Annotated in this window: 17 protein-coding genes, 1 tRNA gene, 1 pseudogene and 1 riboswitch; of the genes and pseudogenes, 10 read left to right on the top strand and 9 right to left on the bottom strand. The window is 61.4% G+C overall.

Going from position 1 to position 20,466, the window contains the following annotated elements; all coding sequences use genetic code 11:
• The first annotated feature begins 41 nt into the window (after positions 1–41).
• From J3P73_RS13150 to sufA, 8 genes are all read left to right on the top strand, one after another.
• Positions 42–1,259 (top strand): cysteine desulfurase family protein, encoded by a 1,218-nt coding sequence (locus J3P73_RS13150; RefSeq protein WP_130655631.1) that lies wholly within the window; start codon positions 42–44, stop codon positions 1,257–1,259.
• Positions 1,260–1,352: 93 nt separating this feature from the next.
• Positions 1,353–2,822, top strand: coding sequence for a Fe-S cluster assembly protein SufB (gene sufB, locus J3P73_RS13145; RefSeq protein ID WP_018483742.1), 1,470 nt, complete (start codon positions 1,353–1,355; stop codon positions 2,820–2,822).
• A 46-nt stretch (positions 2,823–2,868) separates the two neighbouring features.
• Positions 2,869–3,069, top strand: coding sequence for a hypothetical protein (locus tag J3P73_RS38145; protein WP_318026069.1), 201 nt, complete (start codon positions 2,869–2,871; stop codon positions 3,067–3,069).
• Positions 3,070–3,152: 83 nt separating this feature from the next.
• A complete protein-coding gene (gene sufC / locus J3P73_RS13140) occupies positions 3,153–3,908 on the top strand; it encodes a Fe-S cluster assembly ATPase SufC (RefSeq protein WP_017988448.1) in 756 nt (251 codons plus the stop codon).
• Between the two features lie 25 nt (positions 3,909–3,933).
• On the top strand, positions 3,934–5,208 hold the full coding sequence (gene sufD / locus J3P73_RS13135; RefSeq protein WP_207579648.1) for a Fe-S cluster assembly protein SufD: 1,275 nt from the start codon (positions 3,934–3,936) through the stop codon (positions 5,206–5,208).
• A 12-nt stretch (positions 5,209–5,220) separates the two neighbouring features.
• Positions 5,221–6,462, top strand: a complete 1,242-nt coding sequence (locus tag J3P73_RS13130) for a cysteine desulfurase (RefSeq protein WP_018072228.1) — start codon at positions 5,221–5,223, stop codon at positions 6,460–6,462.
• A 12-nt stretch (positions 6,463–6,474) separates the two neighbouring features.
• Positions 6,475–6,855, top strand: a complete 381-nt coding sequence (locus J3P73_RS13125; protein WP_003559708.1) for an SUF system Fe-S cluster assembly protein — start codon at positions 6,475–6,477, stop codon at positions 6,853–6,855.
• A gap of 93 nt (positions 6,856–6,948) precedes the next feature.
• Positions 6,949–7,341 (top strand): Fe-S cluster assembly scaffold SufA, encoded by a 393-nt coding sequence (gene sufA / locus J3P73_RS13120; RefSeq protein WP_018483745.1) that lies wholly within the window; start codon positions 6,949–6,951, stop codon positions 7,339–7,341.
• Between the two features lie 50 nt (positions 7,342–7,391).
• Here sufA and J3P73_RS13115 read toward each other — a convergent pair whose 3' ends face one another.
• Together J3P73_RS13115 and J3P73_RS13110 are read right to left on the bottom strand one after the other, a co-directional pair.
• Positions 7,392–7,712, bottom strand: coding sequence for a flagellar basal body rod protein FlgC (locus tag J3P73_RS13115; RefSeq protein ID WP_130691846.1), 321 nt, complete (start codon positions 7,710–7,712; stop codon positions 7,392–7,394).
• Between the two features lie 461 nt (positions 7,713–8,173).
• Entirely contained in the window at positions 8,174–8,692 is a 519-nt protein-coding gene (locus J3P73_RS13110; protein ID WP_130661660.1) for a Dps family protein, read from the bottom strand.
• 486 nt (positions 8,693–9,178) lie between these two features.
• Between J3P73_RS13110 and J3P73_RS13105 the strand changes: the two genes are divergently transcribed.
• Complete coding sequence (locus J3P73_RS13105; RefSeq protein ID WP_130661659.1) at positions 9,179–11,464, top strand: FdhF/YdeP family oxidoreductase; 2,286 nt, start codon at positions 9,179–9,181, stop codon at positions 11,462–11,464.
• A 31-nt stretch (positions 11,465–11,495) separates the two neighbouring features.
• On the opposite strand, the gene J3P73_RS13100 is transcribed toward J3P73_RS13105, so the two are convergent.
• Together J3P73_RS13100 and J3P73_RS13095 are read right to left on the bottom strand one after the other, a co-directional pair.
• Complete coding sequence (locus J3P73_RS13100; protein WP_018072223.1) at positions 11,496–12,542, bottom strand: glycoside hydrolase family 25 protein; 1,047 nt, start codon at positions 12,540–12,542, stop codon at positions 11,496–11,498.
• A gap of 332 nt (positions 12,543–12,874) precedes the next feature.
• On the bottom strand, positions 12,875–13,498 hold the full coding sequence (locus J3P73_RS13095) for a TetR/AcrR family transcriptional regulator (protein ID WP_018492929.1): 624 nt from the start codon (positions 13,496–13,498) through the stop codon (positions 12,875–12,877).
• 95 nt (positions 13,499–13,593) lie between these two features.
• Between J3P73_RS13095 and J3P73_RS13090 the strand changes: the two genes are divergently transcribed.
• On the top strand, positions 13,594–14,562 hold the full coding sequence (locus J3P73_RS13090; protein WP_165406133.1) for an SDR family NAD(P)-dependent oxidoreductase: 969 nt from the start codon (positions 13,594–13,596) through the stop codon (positions 14,560–14,562).
• 125 nt (positions 14,563–14,687) lie between these two features.
• Here the strand turns inward: J3P73_RS13090 and J3P73_RS13085 are convergent.
• The 5 genes and pseudogenes from J3P73_RS13085 to gcvT form a co-directional block, all read right to left on the bottom strand.
• Positions 14,688–15,400 (bottom strand): annotated as a pseudogene (locus J3P73_RS13085) (IS5 family transposase).
• Positions 15,401–15,572: 172 nt separating this feature from the next.
• A tRNA-Thr gene (locus J3P73_RS13080) sits at positions 15,573–15,647 on the bottom strand.
• Between the two features lie 160 nt (positions 15,648–15,807).
• A complete protein-coding gene (gene gcvP / locus J3P73_RS13075) occupies positions 15,808–18,672 on the bottom strand; it encodes an aminomethyl-transferring glycine dehydrogenase (RefSeq protein ID WP_130691840.1) in 2,865 nt (954 codons plus the stop codon).
• A complete protein-coding gene (gene gcvH, locus J3P73_RS13070; protein WP_017964444.1) occupies positions 18,672–19,034 on the bottom strand; it encodes a glycine cleavage system protein GcvH in 363 nt (120 codons plus the stop codon). The genes gcvP and gcvH overlap by 1 nt, the downstream gene beginning before the upstream one ends.
• A gap of 23 nt (positions 19,035–19,057) precedes the next feature.
• Positions 19,058–20,194, bottom strand: coding sequence for a glycine cleavage system aminomethyltransferase GcvT (gene gcvT / locus J3P73_RS13065; protein WP_018072219.1), 1,137 nt, complete (start codon positions 20,192–20,194; stop codon positions 19,058–19,060).
• 157 nt (positions 20,195–20,351) lie between these two features.
• A riboswitch (glycine riboswitch) is annotated at positions 20,352–20,444 on the bottom strand.
• Positions 20,445–20,466: the final 22 nt, after the last annotated feature.

Here is a 20,466-nt window from a genome sequence, read left to right as displayed (position 1 = left end):
CGGCCGCTGAAGCAAGCTCGTCAAGCGCAGGACTGAAGATCATGGCGCCGCCACGCCTTTATCTCGACTGGAATGCCACAGCGCCCCTGCACCCCGCAGCACGCGCGGCGATCATGCGCGCCATCGACGTGTTTGGCAATCCGAACAGCGTGCACGGAGAGGGTCGCGCCGCGCGCGCCGCCATCGAAGGCGCGCGACGCAAGGTGGCGGCGCTTGTCGGCACCGATGCCGGCAGTGTGGTCTTCACCAGCGGCGCGACCGAGGCCGCCAATCTGGCGTTGACACCGGATTTCCGCATGGGGCGCACGCCGCTGCGGCTGGGTCAGCTTTATTTTTCGGCGATTGAGCATCCGGCGGTGCGCGAAGGCGGTCGCTTCACCAGGGAGAAGATGACGGAGATCCCGGTGACGGAAGCCGGTGTCGTCGATCTCGACGCACTCTCCAGGCTGCTCGATGCCCATGACAAGGCCGCCGGCCTGCCGATGGTCGCCGTCATGCTCGTCAACAATGAGACGGGCATCGTCCAGCCGGTTGAGGCGGCAGCAAAGATCGTCCACGCCCATGGCGGCCTCTTCGTCGTCGATGCCGTCCAGGCTGCCGGCCGCATCGCGCTTGACATCGAAAAGATCGGCGCCGATTTCTTGATCGTTTCCTCGCATAAGATCGGCGGGCCGAAGGGGGCCGGCGCTCTGATTGCGCGCGGCGAGGCGCTGATGCCCAAGCCGCTGATCCAGGGCGGCGGGCAGGAGCGGGGTCACCGCTCGGGGACACAGAATTCTCTGGCGCTGATCGGCTTCGGCGCAGCGGCAGAAGCCGCGTCCGACGAACTCGAGGCGCGCAATACGACGATCGGCGCGCTGCGCGAGCGGCTGGAAGCCGGCATGCGTGAGGCGGCTGCCGATGTGGTGATCCACGGCGAGGGCGGCGAGCGCGTCACCAATACGATCTTCTTCACCCTGCCGGGGCTGAAGGCTGAGACCGGGCAGATCGCCTTCGATCTCGAAGGCGTTGCCCTTTCTGCAGGCTCTGCCTGCTCATCCGGCCGGCTCGGCGAAAGCCATGTGCTGACGGCGATGGGCCGTGACGCCAAGCTCGGAGCGCTGCGCATCTCGCTCGGCTTTTCGACGACGGAGGAGGATATCGACAGGGCGATTGCGGCTTTCGCAAAGATCGCCAACCGGCGCAGGTCGGCTGGGGAGGCGGCTTGCCCTGTGTCAAAACTTGCGGAAACGCAAATTTCTGCTTGCCAATCGGGCTGAAAAGTCCCTTTTGGCCTCTTACATAAAGGGCAAGACAATTGCCCAAACACTACAAGCTGCCGGACCTTGTATCCGGCGAGATTGGAGAATGAGATGGCTGCCGTGCAGGAAACAATCGACCAGGTCCGCCTGATCGATGTGGACCAGTACAAATACGGTTTCGAGACCGTCATCGAGATGGACAAGGCGCCGAAAGGCCTGTCCGAGGACATCATTCGTTTCATTTCGGCGAAGAAGCAGGAGCCTGTGTGGATGCTGGAATGGCGTCTCGAGGCCTATCGTCGCTGGCTGACACTGGAAGAGCCGACCTGGGCGCGCGTCAACTATCCCAAGATCGATTTCAACGACATCTATTATTACGCCGCGCCGAAAAGCACGCCGGGTCCGAAGTCGCTCGATGAGGTCGATCCGGAGCTGTTGAAGGTCTATGAGAAGCTCGGCATTCCGCTGCGTGAGCAGGAGATTCTTGCCGGCGTCGAGAAGCCGAAGATCGCCGTCGACGCCGTTTTCGACAGCGTGTCGGTCGTCACCACCTTCAAGGCAGAGCTGAAGAAGGCCGGCGTGATCTTCATGTCGATCTCGGAAGCAATCCGCGAATATCCCGATCTCGTCCGGAAATATCTCGGCTCGGTCGTGCCGACCTCGGACAATTATTATGCGACGCTGAATTCGGCTGTATTCACCGACGGTTCCTTCGTCTTCGTGCCGAAGGGCGTTCGTTGCCCGATGGAGCTGTCCACCTATTTTCGCATCAATGAGAAAGGCACTGGCCAGTTCGAGCGCACGCTGATCATTGCGGAAGAGGGCGCCTACGTCTCCTATCTCGAAGGCTGCACGGCGCCGCAGCGCGATGAAAACCAGCTGCATGCCGCCGTGGTCGAGCTGGTTGCGCTCGACGATGCCGAGATCAAATATTCGACGGTGCAGAACTGGTATCCCGGCGACAAGAACGGCAAGGGCGGCATCTACAACTTCGTCACCAAGCGCGGCGATTGCCGTGGCGACCGCTCGAAGATTTCCTGGACGCAGGTCGAAACCGGCTCGGCGATCACCTGGAAATATCCGTCCTGCATCCTGCGCGGCGATGACAGCCGCGGCGAATTCTACTCGATCGCCGTTTCGAATGGCCATCAGCAGATCGACAGCGGCACCAAGATGATCCATCTCGGCAAGAACACGTCGAGCCGTATCGTCTCCAAGGGCATCGCGGCCGGCGTTTCCAACAACACCTATCGCGGCCAGGTCTCGGCTCACCGCAAGGCATCGAATGCGCGCAACTTCACCCAGTGCGATTCGTTGCTGATCGGCGACAAGTGCGGCGCCCATACCGTGCCCTACATCGAGGCGAAGAATTCGACGGCGCAGTTCGAGCATGAGGCGACAACCTCAAAGATCTCCGAGGATCAGCTGTTTTACTGCCTGCAGCGCGGCATCCCGACCGAAGCGGCGATCGCCCTGATCGTCAACGGTTTCGTCAAGGAAGTGCTGCAGGAACTGCCGATGGAATTCGCTGTCGAGGCGCAGAAGCTGATCAGCATTTCGCTGGAAGGCTCTGTGGGCTGACATGAGCGAAGCGGACTAGAAGCGCATTCTTGAACGTCTGACGAATATGCGCGGGGAGATATTGGCGAAAATTCGCCCCCGGGAGCTAAGAAACGAGACCGAAACGCCGCCGGAGCAGCCTTATGTGTTTCTCCGGCAGCGCATGGAAAAACCGGGAAAGATCATTCAGGGGATCTCGGATTTTCTCGAGTGGGTTGGGCTCGTAACGGTCGCGGTTTTCCGCGTCGTTCGTTTTTTTGCTCGATAGCGCCGAGCGCAACATGTCGATGTCCCTTAGAAATTACGCGAGGCTCTTAGTGAGCTGCGCAGAGAAAAACGCAGGAGCCAAAGATGCTTGAAATTAAGAACCTCCATGCCCGTATCGCCGAAGATGGCACCGAGATCATCCGTGGTCTGAACCTGACGGTGAAGGCCGGTGAAGTTGCCGCTATCATGGGGCCGAACGGCTCCGGCAAGTCGACGCTCTCCTACGTCCTTTCCGGCCGCAGCGATTACGAAGTCACCGAGGGCGACATTCTCTACAATGGCGAGAGCATTCTCGAACTCGATCCGGCCGAACGCGCCGCCAAGGGCATCTTCCTCGCCTTCCAGTATCCGGTGGAAATTCCGGGTGTCGCCACCATGCAGTTCCTGAAGGTGGCGATGAACGAGCAGCGCAAGGCGCGCGGCGAGGACGAGTTGACGACGCCGGATTTCATGCGCCGCGTCAAGGATGCCGCCGGCAAGCTGCAGATCAATACCGAGATGCTGAAGCGGCCGCTCAACGTCGGCTTCTCCGGCGGCGAGAAGAAGCGCGCCGAGATTCTGCAGATGGCGCTGCTCGAACCGAAGCTCTGCGTGCTCGACGAAACCGATTCCGGCCTCGACATCGACGCGCTGAAGATCGTCGCCGACGGCGTCAACGCGCTGCGTTCACCGGACCGCGCCGTCGTCGTCATCACCCACTACCAGCGCCTGCTCGATTATATCGTGCCGGATACCGTCCATGTGCTCTACAAGGGCCAGGTGATCAAGTCGGGCGACAAGACGCTGGCGCATGAGCTGGAAGCCAACGGCTATGCCGACATCATCGGCGCGGCAGCCTGAGTTTCGGGCGGAAAGGACGACGTCCATGAACATGCAGACGACAAGCCGCCTGACCGCGGCCGAGGCGGCGCTGATCGAGGCCTTCAACCAGCAGATCGGTGAACTGCCGGGCAACGGCGCGGTAACAGCGCTGCGGGACCGGCTTCTCGACGACCTGAAGAAGGCCGGCCTGCCGACGCGCCGGATCGAGGCCTGGCACTATACCGATCTCAAGAATCTTTTGCGCACTGTCCCGTCGCAGGCGGGTGATGCCGGCTCGGACGCTTTGGAGCCGCTCGTTGCCGAGGCCACGGTGCTGGCGGTGATCCAGGGCCATTCCAACCAGAAGGCTGCCGCCGACGGTCTTGGCGTTTCGCCCTATTCCGAACATCTGCTCGACGGCTCCGCCGCGAACGGCCTGGATGCGCTCGGCAGCGACGACGCGGTCGGCCGCATCAATGGCAGCTTCGTGCGCGACGGCTATGTCATCGACGTGCCTGCTGATACCGAGCTTGAAAACCCGCTTGAAATCCAGTTCATCCATGCGGGCGGGCAGACACATACGCGCCTTCCTGTGTCCTTTGGCGCCGGTACCAAGGCGACGGTCATCGAGCGTCACCTCACGGTGACCGGCGATGCGGCCCTCGTGTCCCACGTCAGTGACATCACGGTCGGCGAAGGCACGGAACTGACCTGGATCATCCTGCAGCAGCAGGGAGCCGACGATACGCATCTCGGCCAGATCCGCATCGATCTCGGCGCTGACGCCAAGCTCCGGCTTTTCGTCATCAATGCCGGCGGCAAGCTGGTGCGCCAGGAGCTTAACATCAAGGTGACGGGCGAGGGCGCCGACCTGACGCTGCGCGGCATCAACCTGCTCGGCGGCGACAGCCATACCGACGTGACGATGGTGCTCGGCCACGACGTGCCGAATACCGGCTCGACCGAAGTGATCCGCAATGTCGTCTTCGACCGCGCCAAAGGTGTCTTCCAGGGCATGATCCGGGTCGCGCCCGATGCGCAGAAGACTGATGCCAAGATGGCCTGCAACACGCTGCTGATGTCCGACGATGCCGAATTCTCGGTCAAGCCCGAGCTCGAGATCTTCGCCGACGACGTCCAGTGCGGCCATGGCGCGACGGTGACCGATATCGACGCCAATCACCTCTATTACATGATGGCGCGCGGCATTCCGGAGAACAAGGCGCGGGCGATGCTCGTCAACGCCTTCGTCGCCGAGATTGTCGAGGAACTGGAAGACGAGGCCCTGGTCGAGGCGCTGGAAGGCGTGATTTCGGCCTGGCTCGAAAAGCACGCCTGATCGGATATATCAATGGACAAGATAGTGCCGGCCACGCAATACGACGTCGAAGCCATCCGTCGGGATTTTCCGATCCTGGCGGAGAAGGTGTACGGCAAGCCGCTGGTCTATCTCGACAACGGCGCATCGGCGCAGAAGCCGCAGGTGGTGATCGACGCCATCTCGCATGCCTATTCGCATGAATACGCCAATGTGCATCGCGGCCTGCACTATCTCTCGAATGCGGCGACAGACGCCTATGAGGCAGCGCGCGAGAAGGTGCGCCGCTTCCTCAACGCCCCCTCGGTCAACGACATCGTCTTCACCAAGAATTCGACGGAAGCGATCAACACTGTCGCCTACGGCTGGGGCATGCCGAAGATCGGCGAAGGCGACGAGATCGTCCTGACGATCATGGAGCACCATTCCAACATCGTGCCCTGGCACTTCATCCGCGAGCGGCAGGGCGCCAAGCTTGTCTGGGTGCCCGTGGATGACGAAGGCGCCTTCCATATCGAAGATTTCGAGAAAAGCCTGACGGAGCGCACCAAGCTTGTCGCCATCACCCATATGTCGAATGCGCTCGGCACGATCGTTCCCGTCAAGGAAGTCTGCCGGATCGCGCATGAGCGCGGCATCCCGGTGCTGATCGACGGCAGCCAGGGCGCCGTGCATCTGCCTGTCGACGTGCAGGATATCGATTGCGATTGGTACGTCATGACCGGTCACAAGCTCTACGGCCCGTCGGGCATCGGCGTGCTCTACGGCAAGAAGGAGCGGCTTTTTGAGATGCGGCCGTTCCAGGGCGGCGGAGAGATGATCTTCGAGGTCGCCGAGGATATGGTCACTTATAACGACCCGCCGCATCGCTTCGAGGCCGGCACGCCGCCGATCGTGCAGGCGATCGGGCTCGGTTATGCGCTCGACTACATGGAGAAGGTTGGCCGCGAGGCGATCGCCCGCCATGAGGCCGATCTTGCCGCCTATGCGGTCGAGCGGCTGAAATCCGTCAATTCGCTACGTGTCTTTGGGACGGCGCCTGACAAGGGAAGCATCTTTTCCTTCGAGCTTGCCGGTATCCATGCCCATGACGTCTCGATGGTGATCGACCGGCAGGGTGTTGCGGTCAGGGCCGGCACGCATTGCGCCATGCCGCTCTTGAAACGCTTCGGCGTCACCTCCACATGCCGTGCATCCTTCGGCATGTACAATACCCGCGCCGAGGTCGATGCCCTGGCCGATGCGCTTGAATATGCGCGCAAGTTCTTTGCTTGAGGAGTGTCCGTGATGAGCCTGGACGAAAGCGAACAGAAGATCGACGTGCGCGAAGGCATCGTGCATTCCAGTATCCCGGCCGATGAGCTGGCGCGGCTGAGCGACGACGTCATCAGCGCGCTGAAGACCGTCTACGATCCGGAGATTCCCGCCGACATCTTCGAACTCGGTCTGATCTATAAGATCGACATCGAAGACGACCGGATGGTGAAGATCATGATGACGCTGACCGCCCCCGGTTGCCCGGTTGCTGGCGAGATGCCCGGCTGGGTCGAAAACGCCGTCGGCGCCGTCGAAGGCGTATCGGGCGTCGAGGTGGCCATGACCTTCGATCCGCCGTGGACGCCGGATCGTATGTCCGAAGAGGCGCAAGTCGCCGTCGGCTGGTACTGACATCCCGCGGTATTGATCCGTTTACTTCAGGGTACTACATTTGAGTCACGATGCGCCGGATCTTGACCCCGGTTGCGGAAGGAGAATGAGCCGATGGGCTTTGCAATCATGAGCATGACGGACGGGGCTGCGGCCCGCGTCAAGGCGATCGTCGAGAACTCGGGGCCGGAGGCCAAGGGTGTCCGTGTCGGCATCAAAAAGGGCGGCTGCGCCGGGATGGAATATACCATCGACCTGGTGACCGAGCCCAATGCCAAGGACGACCTGATCGAGCGCGACGGTGCAAAAGTCTGGGTCGAGCCGTCGGCAGCCCTCTATCTGCTCGGCACCGAAATGGGCTTCGAGACGACGACGCTCCGCTCCGGGTTCACCTTCACCAATCCGAACCAGACATCGGCCTGCGGCTGCGGCGAATCCGTCGAGCTGAAGCCCGCCGATCTCGCAGCCCTTGCCGCCCAGCGCCAGGGCGAGCCGGCGCATTCCTGATAGCCGCGCCCTTCAGGCTGGCGGGAAATTCTCAGCCAGCCAATTCTGGATTAAATCCGGGCGTGGTAGTCGCGCTTGATGCTCATGAGCATTTCCCAGATGTCGGCGCCGGTCTCGAAGACCACGGCATTTGCCTTGTAGCTCTGCTCGGCTTCGATCAGGTCGGTGAGTTCGGTGGCCGGATCGACATCTGACGTCGTCGGGCTGACGACGGCCTGTACGCCGCCTGACACAACGGGGGTGAGGCTGGTGTTCAGCCTGGCATAGCCCGGCGTGCTCGTGTTTGCGATGTTGTTCGCAATTGCGCCGACCCGCATCGTCTGTGCCCGCATTCCCGAAAGAGCAGTGCTCGCAATACCTGATAGGCTCATCAGCCGTTTCCCCAGAACTGGATGGTAGCCTTGTATCGGCAAGGGCTTAGGGAATGCTGAAGGCTTTGCGTTAGTAAAAGCCTTAGGTCAGGGCCTTTTGCCGTCGCGTCTGTTCAGGATTGGCACGGCACTGTATCCAGGATAAGCGGCAATGGAGCCCGCGGCGGCGATAAGAGACGCCGCCACCAGGGCCGACATGGGCGATGCGGCCGCTGCAAATGCAAGCGTCGCAGCCAGGAGAAGCAACTGGCCGATGATGAGCCGGCGCCGATTGACTGGGTTGGCGAACGACCGCAATGGAGGCCATTCTCGTCCGTGACAGAGTTCCTCATAACAAGTGTCAGCAAAGGCTGATCCGCTGGCGGTCGCCTTCGCCAGCAGACCAAATCTCCCAATTCGGCGATCCTCAAGTGTCCGGATAGTGGTCATGACATTACCCTTTCCAGCCGGCGGCGAGCCGGCTATTCGGCGTTGCGGGTTGTTTCGAACAGGAACCAGGCACGGCGTTCCGTCTCGTCGATCCAGACTTCGAGCAGGCTTGATGTGGCAACGTCGTTATGCTCGACGCAGACCTCGTGCGCCTGGCGCATGAACGAGATGAGCTGCTGGTTGTCGCCTTTCAGTTCGGCGAGCATGTCGCGCGGCGTAACGAAATCGGCGTCATTGTCGAGAAGGCGCTGCAGCCGGCCGATATGACCGATCGAGCGAATCGTCATGCCGCCGATCTTGCGGGCGCGCTCGGCGATCGCATCGGTCATCGCGAAAATCTGGTCGCCCTGTTCGTCGAGCAGGAGGTGATAGTCGCGAAAATGCGGGCCGCTCATATGCCAATGGAAGTTCTTGGTCTTGAGATAGAGGGCAAAGGTATCGGCAAGCAGCGCTGCCAGCGCGCCCGAGATGTCGGCGGTCGCGTTGGAGGCAAGGTCGGACGGAGTGGCAAGCGACGCCTTGCGACGGTTTTCGAGTTCGATACGGTCCATGGCTGTTCTCCCTGGCTGGGGATTTCGGGAATGAGCGATCTGGCTGCGCGGCCGTCAATTTGGCGTTCCTGCTTCGCTGGCCTTGAAAGAACCGTAGAGCAGGTTTGGAAAGCAGGACATTCAATGCTGGTGTAGCCGGACCTATCCTTCTGTTTGGGTTGCAGCGGGCACCACGAGCTTGGGCAATATGGTATCAACAAGATCCCCCATACCTATGCATAGTTTCGTGGCCTGTTGCCGGGACGTAAGGTCTGTCGGTCTCTCGGAAGTGACTTCCATGTGGAGACCGGCACCGCGAATGTGCCGATAGACATCGGCATGTCCCCTCCCGCGCCGAGTCTCGTGGATCCCATGATCCGCCAGGACCGCTCCGCCCCCTCGGAGCGGTCCGATCTTTTTTAAAAGGATGTCCGCGCCATCTATCGCATGACATCCCTTTGCATTGATAATAGGCGCTGGCCCTCGGACGGATTTGTGGAGCAGGTGATGACCAAGAAGCGGCCGAAAGGCATCGAGAAATACACGGCCCCTGCCGGCGGCTGGGGTGCACTCAAAGCCGTCGCCGAAACCCTTGCGCGCCAGCAGGTCATTGCGCAGGGGGCTGCGACGCTGCTGAAAGCCAATCAGCCCGAGGGCTTCGATTGTCCGGGCTGCGCTTGGCCCGATCCCAAACATACGAGTTCGTTCGAGTTCTGTGAAAACGGCGCCAAGGCGATCACCTGGGAATCCACGGCGAAACGTGCCGGGCCTGACTTTTTCGCGGCGCATACGGTCGCCGAACTGTGGCAATGGAACGACCATCAGCTGGAAGACCAGGGCCGCCTGACGCACCCGCTGGTCTATGATCACGCCAGCGACCGCTACCTGCCGATCGGCTGGGAGGAAGCCTTCACGTTGATCGGCGCCGAACTGCGCAAACTGCCCGATCCTGATATGGCCGAATTCTACACATCGGGACGCGCCTCGAACGAGGCGGCATTCCTGTTCCAGCTTTTCGTCAGGGCCTACGGCACCAACAATTTTCCCGACTGTTCGAACATGTGCCATGAGGCGACCAGCGTCGGCCTGCCGGAGTCGATCGGGGTCGGCAAGGGCACGGTGACGCTCGAAGATTTCGATCATGCCGATACGATCTTCAGCTTCGGCCACAATCCTGGCACCAACCATCCGCGGATGATGACCACCCTGCATGATGCCGCAAGACGCGGCGTCCCGATCGTGGTCTTCAATCCCCTGAAAGAACGCGCGCTCGAGAAATTTGCGGCACCGCAGAACCCGGTGGAAATGGCGACGATGTCTTCGACGCCGATCGCATCGGCTTATCATCAGCTGCGCACCGGTGGGGATCTCGCTGCCCTCAAGGGCCTGATGAAGCGGATATTCGAGCGCGACGATGCCGATATCGCGGCAGGCGGCAAAGGCTTTCTCGACCGGGAATTCATCGAAGCCCATACGATCGGACTGGAGGCTCTCAAGGCCGATATTGCAAAGACGGAGTGGGCGTCGATCCTGAAGAGATCGGGATTGACGCTCGAATCGCTCGACAGCGCCGTTGATGTCTATCTTAACGCCCGCAAGGTTATCCTCTGTTATGGCATGGGCATCACCCAGCACAGCCACGGCACTGCCAATGTCCAGCAGCTTGCCAATTTCCTGATGCTGCGGGGAAATATCGGCCGCCAGGGTGCCGGTATCTGCCCGCTGCGGGGGCATTCGAACGTTCAGGGCGACCGGACCGTCGGGATCACCGAGATCCCCAACAAGGCGCTTCTCGACGGCATGGAGAGGGCCTTTGGCTTTCGCCCGCCTGAGGAGAAGGGCCACAACGCCGTCGAGGCCATCGAGGCGATCATCGAAGGCCGATCGAAGGCGCTGGTCTGCCTCGGCGGCAATCTCGCCGTCGCCATATCCGATCCGGAGGTGACGTTCGAAGGCATGCGCAAGCTCGACCTTGCGGTCCATCTGGCGACAAAACCCAACCGCTCGCACCTGCTGATCGCCCGAACCTCCATCATCCTTCCCGTTCTCGGCCGCACCGACCTGGATATTCAGACGACGGGACCACAATCGGTGACCGTCGAGGATTCCATGTCGATGGTGCACGCCTCGCGTGGTTTCCTGAAACCACCAGGCGAAGAGCTGAGATCCGAACCGGCGATCATCGCCGGCATCGCCAAGGCGACGCTCGGCGCCAGATACGGTATCGATTGGGACGGGATGATCAGCGATTACAACCGCATTCGGGAAAAGATCGAAGTGGTCTTTCCCGATTTCCATGATTTCAACACACGGGTCAGGAAACCCGGCGGCTTCCGACTGACGGTGGCCGCCTCCGACCGGCAATGGCGCACGCCCTCAGGAAAAGCCCATTTCCTCGTCGCGCCTGGACTAGACGAAGATCCGCGCCTTGCCGACGCAGACACGCTGGTTCTGACGACGCTGCGCAGTCACGACCAGTACAACACGACGATCTACAGCCTTGACGACCGCTATCGAGGAGTCTTCGGCCGCCGTGACGTGATCTTCATGAACAGCGGAGATCTCTCCGCACGCGGCCTCGCCGATGGCGATAAGGTTGATATCGAGTCGGTGACGGATAAGGGTCGCAAGGCGGTCAAAGGCTTCACTGCGGTGGCCTATGACATCCCGTTTGGCTCCATCGCCGGATATTATCCCGAGATGAACCGGGTCATCGCGCTTGGCGATTACGACCGGAAATCGGGAACGCCTGCCTACAAAGGCGTGCCGGTGAAGGTGCAGAAGTCCGCATGAGGACGGGGCAAGCGGCCTGGCGGGCTTTCGGCTATCGCGACGCCACCCAGTCGTGCCAGTCGCTTTCATTGCCGTTGAACACGTTGAGGTCGATCTTGCCGTCAACGCCATCGGAAAGGCCGGAGCCGGAATATTGCCAGAAGAGCCACTTGCGGCCCGGATAGACCTTGGAGGGGTGAGCGGCCACGGAGCGCAGCCAGAAGGGGTAGTCGAGCAGTTGGCCCTTCAAATTGTCGCGGTAGAAGTCCGGCGCCGTGTAGATGATCGGGCGCTGGCCGTAATAGCGCTCCAGCTTGTCCATGAAGACCTGCATCTTTTCCCGGACACGTGCGGGAGAGATTCGCCTCTTGCAGCTCGATTCGCCATTCCATTCAACGTCGATCACAGGCGGAAGAGCGTTGGCTTCCCTTGGCACGTTGCGGATGAACCAGTCGGCCTGTTCGCCGGCTGTCCGGCACCAGTAGAAGAAGTGATAGGCGCCGTGTTTCAGGCCGGCTTCCTTGGCGCGGCGCCAGTTCTTCTTGAACATCGGATCGAGGTGATCGCCGCCGTCCGTGGCCTTGATGTAGACGAAATTGGCGCCTTGCCGCCGCAACGTCTCCCAATCGATCTCGCCCTGCCAGCGCGACACGTCGACGCCGTGCACGGCAAGCTTTCTCGGCGAGGTGGAGCCGAAGTTGATCGGCTTGGCATCGCGGAAGCGGTGGCCGTAAATTTGGCCGCGTGTCGGCGATCTCGTGCCGACATCGGGCATTGCATTGCCGGCGGGATTGGCCGGCATCAGCAGCGCGACCGGTTTATCTGTCGGCAGCGGCATGCCAACCGGCCTGTCGGCGGGCACGAGCGCCTGCGGCTCCGGAACCTCTCCCGCCCAGCGCAACGCCTGCTGCGGCGGGCTTGCCTGCGGCGCTGGATCGCCGACGGCGGCAGCCGGTATCGGGCCGCTCGGCTGGGCGATAGCATTGGTCGTTTCCGGTGACGGCACGTTGCCCAGCACATCTTCGGCGCCAGAACTGGCAGCGCATCCCGACAGGATCAGGGCGGCGAGGAGGATTGCTGGCACAGCCGATGGACGCATAAGAACCTGCACGCAAAACAAGGGATCGACGGTGATCCATGTTGATGGAAGCCGCCTTTATGAATTGCTAACAGAGACTTGCTAAGAAAGGTTAAATTTGATCCTTGTGCGCCAAAGGCATGCAGCCCCTCCCAACCTGTAGGAGGGGCTTGCCCATTTGCTGCTACTCAGCCGCCTCGGCGTAGCTTTCCACCGGCGGGCAGGTGCAGATCAGGTTGCGGTCGCCATAGACGTTGTCGACGCGGTTGACCGGCGACCAGCATTTGTCGACGCGGAAGGCGTCGGGCAGGAAGCCGGATCTGAGACGGCCGTGCCGGAGTGGTACGACAGCCTTAGCGACTGGCTCTCATGCCCGCTATCAGAATATCGATGAGTTGCCTTGCCGCATCCCGCCAGGCGGGGCCACAGCTGATGCTCGCGCCGCCCGCCAGGGCGCGCAGGATATCGAGCGGGTCCATCGCCAGACGGATTTCACCGGTGGCGACTGCGCGATCCACCAGCAGATTGACGGCACCTATGATCAAATCGGCAGAATCGGCATAGAGCTCGGAGGTGCCGCCGACCAAAGAATCCAGCACTTCGGACATGCCGTGTTTCGTCACGACATAATCCACGAACTGCACCAGCCACAGGCGGAGCGCTTCGACAGGCGGATGTGTCTCGGCAAGGCTTTTGGCGGCAGCGGCAAGCTGCGTCGTCTCGTTGCGGTAGATGGCGGAAACCAGTGCATCGCGCGTCGGGAAATGGCGATAGAGTGTGCCGATGCCAACGCCGGCGATGCGGGCGATTTCCTCCAGGCTGGCGCTGGAACCCTTGTCGGCAAAAACGGTCTTTGCCGTTTCCATCAGCAGAAGACGATTGCGTTCGGCATCCGCACGCGGCTTTCGGACCGTGGGCTCGTCACTTTTTTTGGCCATTTCCGAGAGGTCCCCTTGATAAGCGGAGGCGCCCTCCATATTTATCTGGAGGCACCCTCCTTTTATTTCATTTGAGGCCGGCGGGCAATGGTCCACCAGCCTGGAGCGGTGCGTCCATGATCAAGGAGATAATCATGAGTGGACTTTTTGGCGCGACATCAACCACCGATGAGGTGCTTGCCGGCGTCGATCTCAAGGGCAAGCGCGTTCTGGTGACGGGTATTTCGGCCGGCCTCGGCGTGGAAACCGCGCGTGTGCTGGCGGCCCATGGAGCGCAGGTAACGGGTACGGCACGTGACCTTGCAAAGGCGAGGGCGGCAACGGAAGTCGTGCGCGCCGGTGCGGCCAATGGCGGCAGCCTGGATATCGTCGAGCTTGATCTTGCCTCTCTGACAAGCGTGCGCGCCTGCGCCGATGCGCTCACTTCGGATGGCCGCCCCTTCGATGTCGTCATTGCCAATGCCGGCGTAATGGCCGCTCCCTTCGGCCGCACCGCCGATGGCTTCGAAACGCAGTTCGGCACCAACCATCTCGGTCATTTCGTGCTGGTCAACCGCATCGCACCGCTCGTCAAATCGGGCGGCCGAGTGGTGATCGTCGCATCCTCGGGCCATCGCATGGCACCTTTCAGCCTCGACGACCTCAACTTCGAGAGCAAGACCTATGAGCCCTGGGCGGCCTATGCCCAGTCGAAAACCGCAAATATCCTGTTCGCGGTGGAACTCGACCGGCGCCTCAAGGAGCGCGGCATCCGCGCAACGGCACTGCATCCCGGCGGCATCCAGACCGAGCTCGACCGTCATCTCGACCCTGACATGATTGAAGGCATGATAGTGCAGATCAACACAGCACTTGCCGCCGAGGGCAAGCCGTCCTTCCAGTGGAAGACGATTCCTCAGGGTGCGGCTACCTCCGTCTGGGCAGGTTTCGTCGCCCCGGCAGACGCGGTCGGCGGCAGATATTGCGAGAATTGCCACGTCTCCGAAGTGACGGATGCGGAGATCAGCCCGATTTCCGAAGGCGTGCGCACCTACGCGCTCGATCCCGAGACGGCCAGGGCATTGTGGGCCAAAAGCGAGGATATGGTCGGCGAGCGCTTCTAGAGCATGATGCCGAAAAGTGTAAGCGGTTTTCGGACGACATCATACTCTAACTATATAATGTAGAACGGGATTCAGATTTTAGGCCGACCGGCCTAAAATCATCCTGTTCTAGGATCTGTGGACAGTTACCTGAGCCATAGGATCGTTGCGGCGATTGCGATCATTGCCCGATAGTTTCGGGCGGTTTTCTCATATCGCGTGGCGATGCGTCGAAATTGTTTGAGCTTGGAGAAGCAGCACTCGATCAGATGACGCTGGGCATAGAGTTGCTTGTCGATCGGATATTTTCGGGCGCGTGATGGATTGTTTGGGATGACCGCTTGCGCTCCTTTGTCGGCAATGACTTTGCGTAGCCGATCGCTGTCGTAAGCAGTATCGGCCATGACGACATCGGCTGGCAGCTCTTTGATCAAGGCATCGGCTTGCGGTGCATCGCCTTTCTGGCCGGCGGTCAGCAGGAAACCAACAGGACATCCAAGGCCACGCACCGCCAGATGGATTTTGGTGCTCAGGCCGCCGCGAGAACGGCCAAGGGCCTGATCTTCAGCCCCTTTTTTGCGCCCGAGGCGTGCTGATGGGCGCGAATGATGGTGCTGTCGACGATCAGATATTCGAAGTCGTTATCATCCGACATCGCTTCGAAGAGACGCCACCAGACGCCTTTCCGACTCCAGCGACTGAAGCGACGAAACACACTGTTCCAATCACCAAACACATCCGGCAGATCGCGCCAGGGCGAACCCGTCCGCACGATCCACAGGACTGCTTCCAGAAACATTCGATTGTCACGTCCAGACGAACCGCGCGTGCGATCATCGCCAATGATATGAGACGACATCCGCTCCCACTGGTCATCCCGAAGAATCAAACGGTCCAGAACACCCATGGCTGCCTCCAAAAGACAGCATTGAATCAGACCGAAGCTGATTTGGGAATCTCAAGAGTCCACACTTCCTAGGCCGTAAACCGGCACGCTTCGACGCGGATAGAGAGCAGGGGAACTGGGAAACTGGTGCCCCTGCCGAGGAATTGAGCCTGGATCGGCTGCTAACCAGACAGCTGCTCTACGTTGAGCTACGCGGGGCGTAGCGTGTTATGCCAGAAATGACGTTCGCAGACGAACGGAGCTTCGATAGACGGTTAGAGAGTAAGGTCAGCCGCGCATGTCTATCAGAATTAGGAAAGCCCCTCCCATGAGGGAAGGGGCTTGGGTTGCTCGGCCCTTCGCTGCACCAGGCTTGACCGCTACTCAGCCGCCTCGGCGTAGCTTTCCACCGGCGGGCAGGTGCAGATCAGGTTGCGGTCGCCATAGACGTTGTCGACGCGGTTGACCGGGGACCAGTATTTGTCGACGCGGAAGGCGCCGGGCGGGAAGCAGGCTTGTTCGCGCGAGTAGGGGCGATCCCAATCACCGACGAGATCTTCCACCGTGTGCGGGGCGTTCTTCAGCGGGTTGTTCACCTTGTCCATCCGGCCATCCTCGATGGCGCGGGCTTCCTCGCGGATCGCCAGCATCGCCTCGCAGAAACGGTCGAGTTCGGCCTTGGTCTCGCTTTCTGTCGGCTCGATCATCAGCGTGCCGGCGACCGGCCAGCTCATGGTCGGCGCATGGAAGCCGCAGTCGATCAGCCGCTTGGCGACGTCGTCGACCGTGACGCCCGAGCTGTCGACCAGCGGACGGGTGTCGATGATGCATTCATGCGCGACGCGGCCGGTCTCCGACTTGTAGAGCACGTCATAGGCGCCCTTCAGCCGGGCGGCGATATAGTTGGCGTTGAGGATCGCCACCTTGGTCGCCTGCGTCAGCCCTTCGCCGCCCATCATCAGGCAATAGCTCCAGGAGATCGGCAGGATCGAGGCCGAGCCGAAGGCGGCGGCTGAAACCGCACCCGAACGGCCGTCGGTTTCGGGATGGCCTGGCAGGTAGGGGGCCAGATGCGCCTTGACGCCGATCGGGCCCATGCCGGGTCCGCCGCCGCCATGCGGAATGCAGAAGGTCTTGTGAAGGTTCAAGTGCGAAACGTCGGAGCCGATGTCACCGGGGCGGGACAAGCCGACCATGGCATTCATGTTGGCGCCGTCGAGATAGACTTGGCCGCCATGCTCATGCACCAGATCGCAGATTTCCTTGACGGTCTCCTCGAAGACGCCGTGCGTCGAAGGGTAGGTGATCATGCAGCAGGCGAGGTTCTCGGCATACTGCTCCGCCTTGGCGCGGAAATCGTCGAGATCAATGTCGCCGTTTTCACGCACCTTGACGACGACCACCTTCATACCGACCATCTGTGCCGAGGCCGGGTTGGTGCCGTGTGCCGAGGTCGGGATCAGGCAGACGTCGCGATGGGTATCACCATTGGCGATATGATAGTTGCGGATCGTCAGCAGGCCGGCATATTCGCCCTGCGCGCCGGAATTCGGCTGCATGGAGAAGGCGTCGTAGCCAGTGACGGCGCAGAGCTTTTCGATCAGGTCGTCGATCATCTCGCGGTAGCCGAGCGCCTGGTCGGCCGGCACGAACGGATGGATGTCGGAAAATTCCGGCCAGGTGATCGGCAGCATTTCCGCCGTCGCATTGAGCTTCATCGTGCAGGAGCCGAGCGGGATCATCGAGCGGTCGAGCGCCAGATCGCGATCGGAGAGCCGGCGGATGTAACGCGTCATCTCGCTTTCGGCGCGGTTCATGTGGAAGATCGGATGGGTGAGGTAATCGCTGGTCCGAAGTAGGCCCTTCGGCAGGCGGTAGGAAGGCTCGAAATCGGCAATGGTGAAATTGCCGCCGAAGGCGCGCCAGACGGCTTCGAGCGTCGCCGGCCGGGTGCGTTCGTCGAGGCTCATGCCGATTTTGGTTTCGCCGACCTTGCGCAGATTGACGCCTTCGGCGACGGCGGCACGCAGGATGAGGCCCTGCATGTGGCCGACATCGACGGTGATCGTGTCGAAGAAAGTGTCGGGTTCGACCTTGTAACCGAGCTTTTCCAGCCCCTTGGCCATCAGCACGGCTTTCTGGTGCACCTGCTGGGCGATCGCCTTGATGCCCTTCGGGCCGTGGAAAACGGCGTACATCGAGGCCATGACGGCCAGCAGCACCTGGGCGGTGCAGATGTTCGACGTCGCCTTCTCGCGGCGGATATGCTGTTCGCGGGTCTGCAGCGACAGGCGATAGGCGCGGTTGCCGCGGGCATCGACGGAAACGCCGACGAGGCGGCCGGGCATCGAGCGTTTGATGGCATCCTTGACCGACATGTAGGCTGCGTGCGGGCCGCCGTAGCCGACCGGGACACCGAAGCGCTGCGAGGAGCCGACGGCGATATCGGCGCCCATTTCGCCGGGCGATTTCAGCAGCGTCAGCGCCAGGATATCGGCGGCGACCACGGCGACGGCGCCGGTCTGGTGCAGGCGCGAGATCAGGCCGGTGAAATCATGCACGTGACCGTGCGTGCCGGGATACTGGAAGATTGCGCCGAAGACGTCGACAGGATCGAGATCGGTGAAGGGATTGCCGACGATGACGTTCCAGCCGAGCGGCTCGGCGCGGGTGCGGATGAGGGCGATGGTCTGCGGATGGCAGTCGGCATCGACGAAGAAGGCCCTGGCGTTCGACTTGGCGACGCGCTCGGCGATCGCCATGCCTTCGGCGGCAGCGGTTGCCTCGTCGAGCAGCGAGGCGTTGGCGACATCGAGGCCGGTGAGGTCGCAGATCATCGTCTGGTAGTTCAGGAGCGCTTCCAGGCGGCCCTGGCTGATCTCCGGCTGATAAGGCGTATAGGCGGTGTACCAGGCGGGGTTTTCCAGGATGTTGCGCTGGATGACAGGCGGCGTGATCGTGCCGTAATAACCCTGGCCGATCAGCGAGACCAGCACCTTGTTCTTGTTGGCGGTCTCGCGCAGCTTGTCGAGCGCCTCGCGCTCGGTCATCGGGGCGCCCCAGACGAGCGGCTCCTTCTGGCGGATCGAGGGCGGCAACGTCGCGTCGATCAGGCCATCGAGGCTATTATAGCCGATCACCTTCAGCATGTCGGTCATCTCGGCCGGCGAGGGGCCGATATGACGGCGATTGGCGAAATCGTAGGGCTGATAGTCGGTGAACTGGAATTCTGTCGGCGTCGTCATTACGCAGTGAGCTCCTTGTAGGCCGCCTCGTCGAGCAGGCCGTCGGCGTCGGCAGCATTTGCAAGCTTCAGCTTGAAGAACCAGCCGGCGCCCTGAGGATCGGAATTGACCAGCGACGGATCTGCAACGATGGCCGGATTGACCTCGGTGATCTCGCCATCAAGCGGACAATAGACGTCGGAAGCAGCCTTGACGGATTCAACGGTCGCGGCATTACCGTTCTTGGAGAAGGTCGCGCCGACTTCCGGCAGCTCGACGAAAACCAGGTCGCCGAGCTGATCGACGGCATAGTTGGTGATGCCGACCGTCGCAACGCCGCCTTCGATCTTCAGCCATTCGTGTTCTTCGGTAAATTTCAGCATTGTTCGTCCTCTCTGGAAAAGGTTTAGCGTTTGTAGGTCGGTGTGACGAAGGGCAGGGCGCTGACGGTGATCGGCAGATATTTGCCGCGCACCTCGGCGTAGACGAGCGTGCCTGGCGCAGCGTGGGAGACCGGCACGTAACCCATGGCGACGGGGCCTTCGACGCTGGGACCGAAGCCGCCTGAGGTGACTTCGCCGATTTCGACCTTGCCCTCAGCATCGGCATAGAGCTTGGCATGGCCGCGCACCGGCGCCTTGCCTTCCGGCTTCAGGCCGACGCGGCGGCGTGCGGCGCCGTTTTCGAGTTCGGACAGGATGCGGCCGGAGCCCGGGAAGCCGCCGGCGCGCGCACCGTTGCCACGCCTTGCCTTCTGCATGGCCCATTCGAGTGCTGCCTCGACCGGCGAGGTGGTCGTGTCGATATCGTTGCCGTAGAGGCAGAGGCCGGCTTCGAGGCGCAGCGAATCGCGGGCGCCGAGGCCGATCGCCTGGACGTCTGGATGTTCGAGCAACCGCATGGTGACATCAACTGCCTTGTCTGATGGGATCGAGATTTCGAAGCCATCCTCGCCGCTGTAGCCGGAGCGAGAGACCAGACAGGAAACGTCGTGCAGGCGGCAGTGGCGCACGTCCATGAATTTCATCGCTGCGACATCAGCCCAGAGTTCGGCAAGAACCGAAACCGCTCGTGGTCCCTGCAGCGCGATCAGAGCGCGATCGAGAACGGTGATGTCGCATTGGTCGCCGATATGGGCCTGGAGATGGGCGACATCGGCCTCCTTGCAGGCGGCGTTGACAACGACGAAGAGGTGCTCGTCGAGATGGGCGATCATCAGGTCGTCGAGAATGCAGCCGGTGTCGTCGGTGAAGAAGCCGTAGCGCTGGCGGCCTTCGGCAAGACCAAGGATATCGACGGGCACCAGGCTTTCGAGCGCCAATGCGGCATCCTCGTAGCTGCCCGACTTCGCCTTCACGATGACCTGGCCCATATGGGAGACATCGAAGAGGCCTGCTTCGGCGCGGGTATGAAGATGTTCCTTCATCACGCCCAAGGGATATTGCACCGGCATGTCGTAACCAGCGAACGGCACCATGCGGGCGCCGAGCTGGAGATGCAGGGCATGCAGCGGGGTTTTCTTCAGGGCAGCAGTATCGTCCAAAAGACGCCTCCGGGGTTTGCGCCTTCTTCACGAAGGCGCGGGCTCAAATCTGAAGGCGCGGCTGCGCACTTCTCTCCTGAGCCCCCTCTGTCCCTGTGCCTGAGATTGTTATCCCTTCGGCGAGCGTTTCGAGAACGCTTCTCTCCAGAGTTCCGTCTGCCCCTTGCTGGTCCTTTTGCCTGAGAGTTTCCGGGGCGGTTGCTCCTTCGGCACCGGTGGCGAAAGCACCGGCTTCTCCCAACAAGGTTGGCGCAATTATCCGGCGGGTGCAG

Origin of the sequence: Rhizobium ruizarguesonis, from assembly GCF_017357285.1 — a bacterium.
GTDB classification, from domain to species: Bacteria; Pseudomonadota; Alphaproteobacteria; order Rhizobiales; family Rhizobiaceae; genus Rhizobium; species Rhizobium ruizarguesonis.
Note: the sequence above shows the minus strand (reverse complement) of the source record. Positions and strands in the feature narration are given on the sequence as shown.

Coding starts and splice junctions, on each gene's coding strand:
- J3P73_RS13130 (WP_018072228.1), top strand. CDS start 5,221: ATGGACAAGATAGTGCCGGCCACGCAATACGACGTCGAAGCCATCCGT.
- J3P73_RS13110 (WP_130661660.1), bottom strand. CDS start 8,692: ATGGACCGTATCGAACTCGAAAACCGTCGCAAGGCGTCGCTTGCCACT.
- sufA (WP_018483745.1), top strand. CDS start 6,949: ATGGGCTTTGCAATCATGAGCATGACGGACGGGGCTGCGGCCCGCGTC.
- J3P73_RS13125 (WP_003559708.1), top strand. CDS start 6,475: ATGAGCCTGGACGAAAGCGAACAGAAGATCGACGTGCGCGAAGGCATC.
- J3P73_RS13090 (WP_165406133.1), top strand. CDS start 13,594: ATGAGTGGACTTTTTGGCGCGACATCAACCACCGATGAGGTGCTTGCC.
- J3P73_RS13095 (WP_018492929.1), bottom strand. CDS start 13,498: ATGGAGGGCGCCTCCGCTTATCAAGGGGACCTCTCGGAAATGGCCAAA.
- J3P73_RS13100 (WP_018072223.1), bottom strand. CDS start 12,542: ATGCGTCCATCGGCTGTGCCAGCAATCCTCCTCGCCGCCCTGATCCTG.
- J3P73_RS13105 (WP_130661659.1), top strand. CDS start 9,179: ATGACCAAGAAGCGGCCGAAAGGCATCGAGAAATACACGGCCCCTGCC.
- J3P73_RS13115 (WP_130691846.1), bottom strand. CDS start 7,712: ATGAGCCTATCAGGTATTGCGAGCACTGCTCTTTCGGGAATGCGGGCA.
- sufD (WP_207579648.1), top strand. CDS start 3,934: ATGAACATGCAGACGACAAGCCGCCTGACCGCGGCCGAGGCGGCGCTG.
- J3P73_RS38145 (WP_318026069.1), top strand. CDS start 2,869: ATGCGCGGGGAGATATTGGCGAAAATTCGCCCCCGGGAGCTAAGAAAC.
- J3P73_RS13150 (WP_130655631.1), top strand. CDS start 42: ATGGCGCCGCCACGCCTTTATCTCGACTGGAATGCCACAGCGCCCCTG.
- gcvP (WP_130691840.1), bottom strand. CDS start 18,672: ATGACGACGCCGACAGAATTCCAGTTCACCGACTATCAGCCCTACGAT.
- sufB (WP_018483742.1), top strand. CDS start 1,353: ATGGCTGCCGTGCAGGAAACAATCGACCAGGTCCGCCTGATCGATGTG.
- sufC (WP_017988448.1), top strand. CDS start 3,153: ATGCTTGAAATTAAGAACCTCCATGCCCGTATCGCCGAAGATGGCACC.
- gcvH (WP_017964444.1), bottom strand. CDS start 19,034: ATGCTGAAATTTACCGAAGAACACGAATGGCTGAAGATCGAAGGCGGC.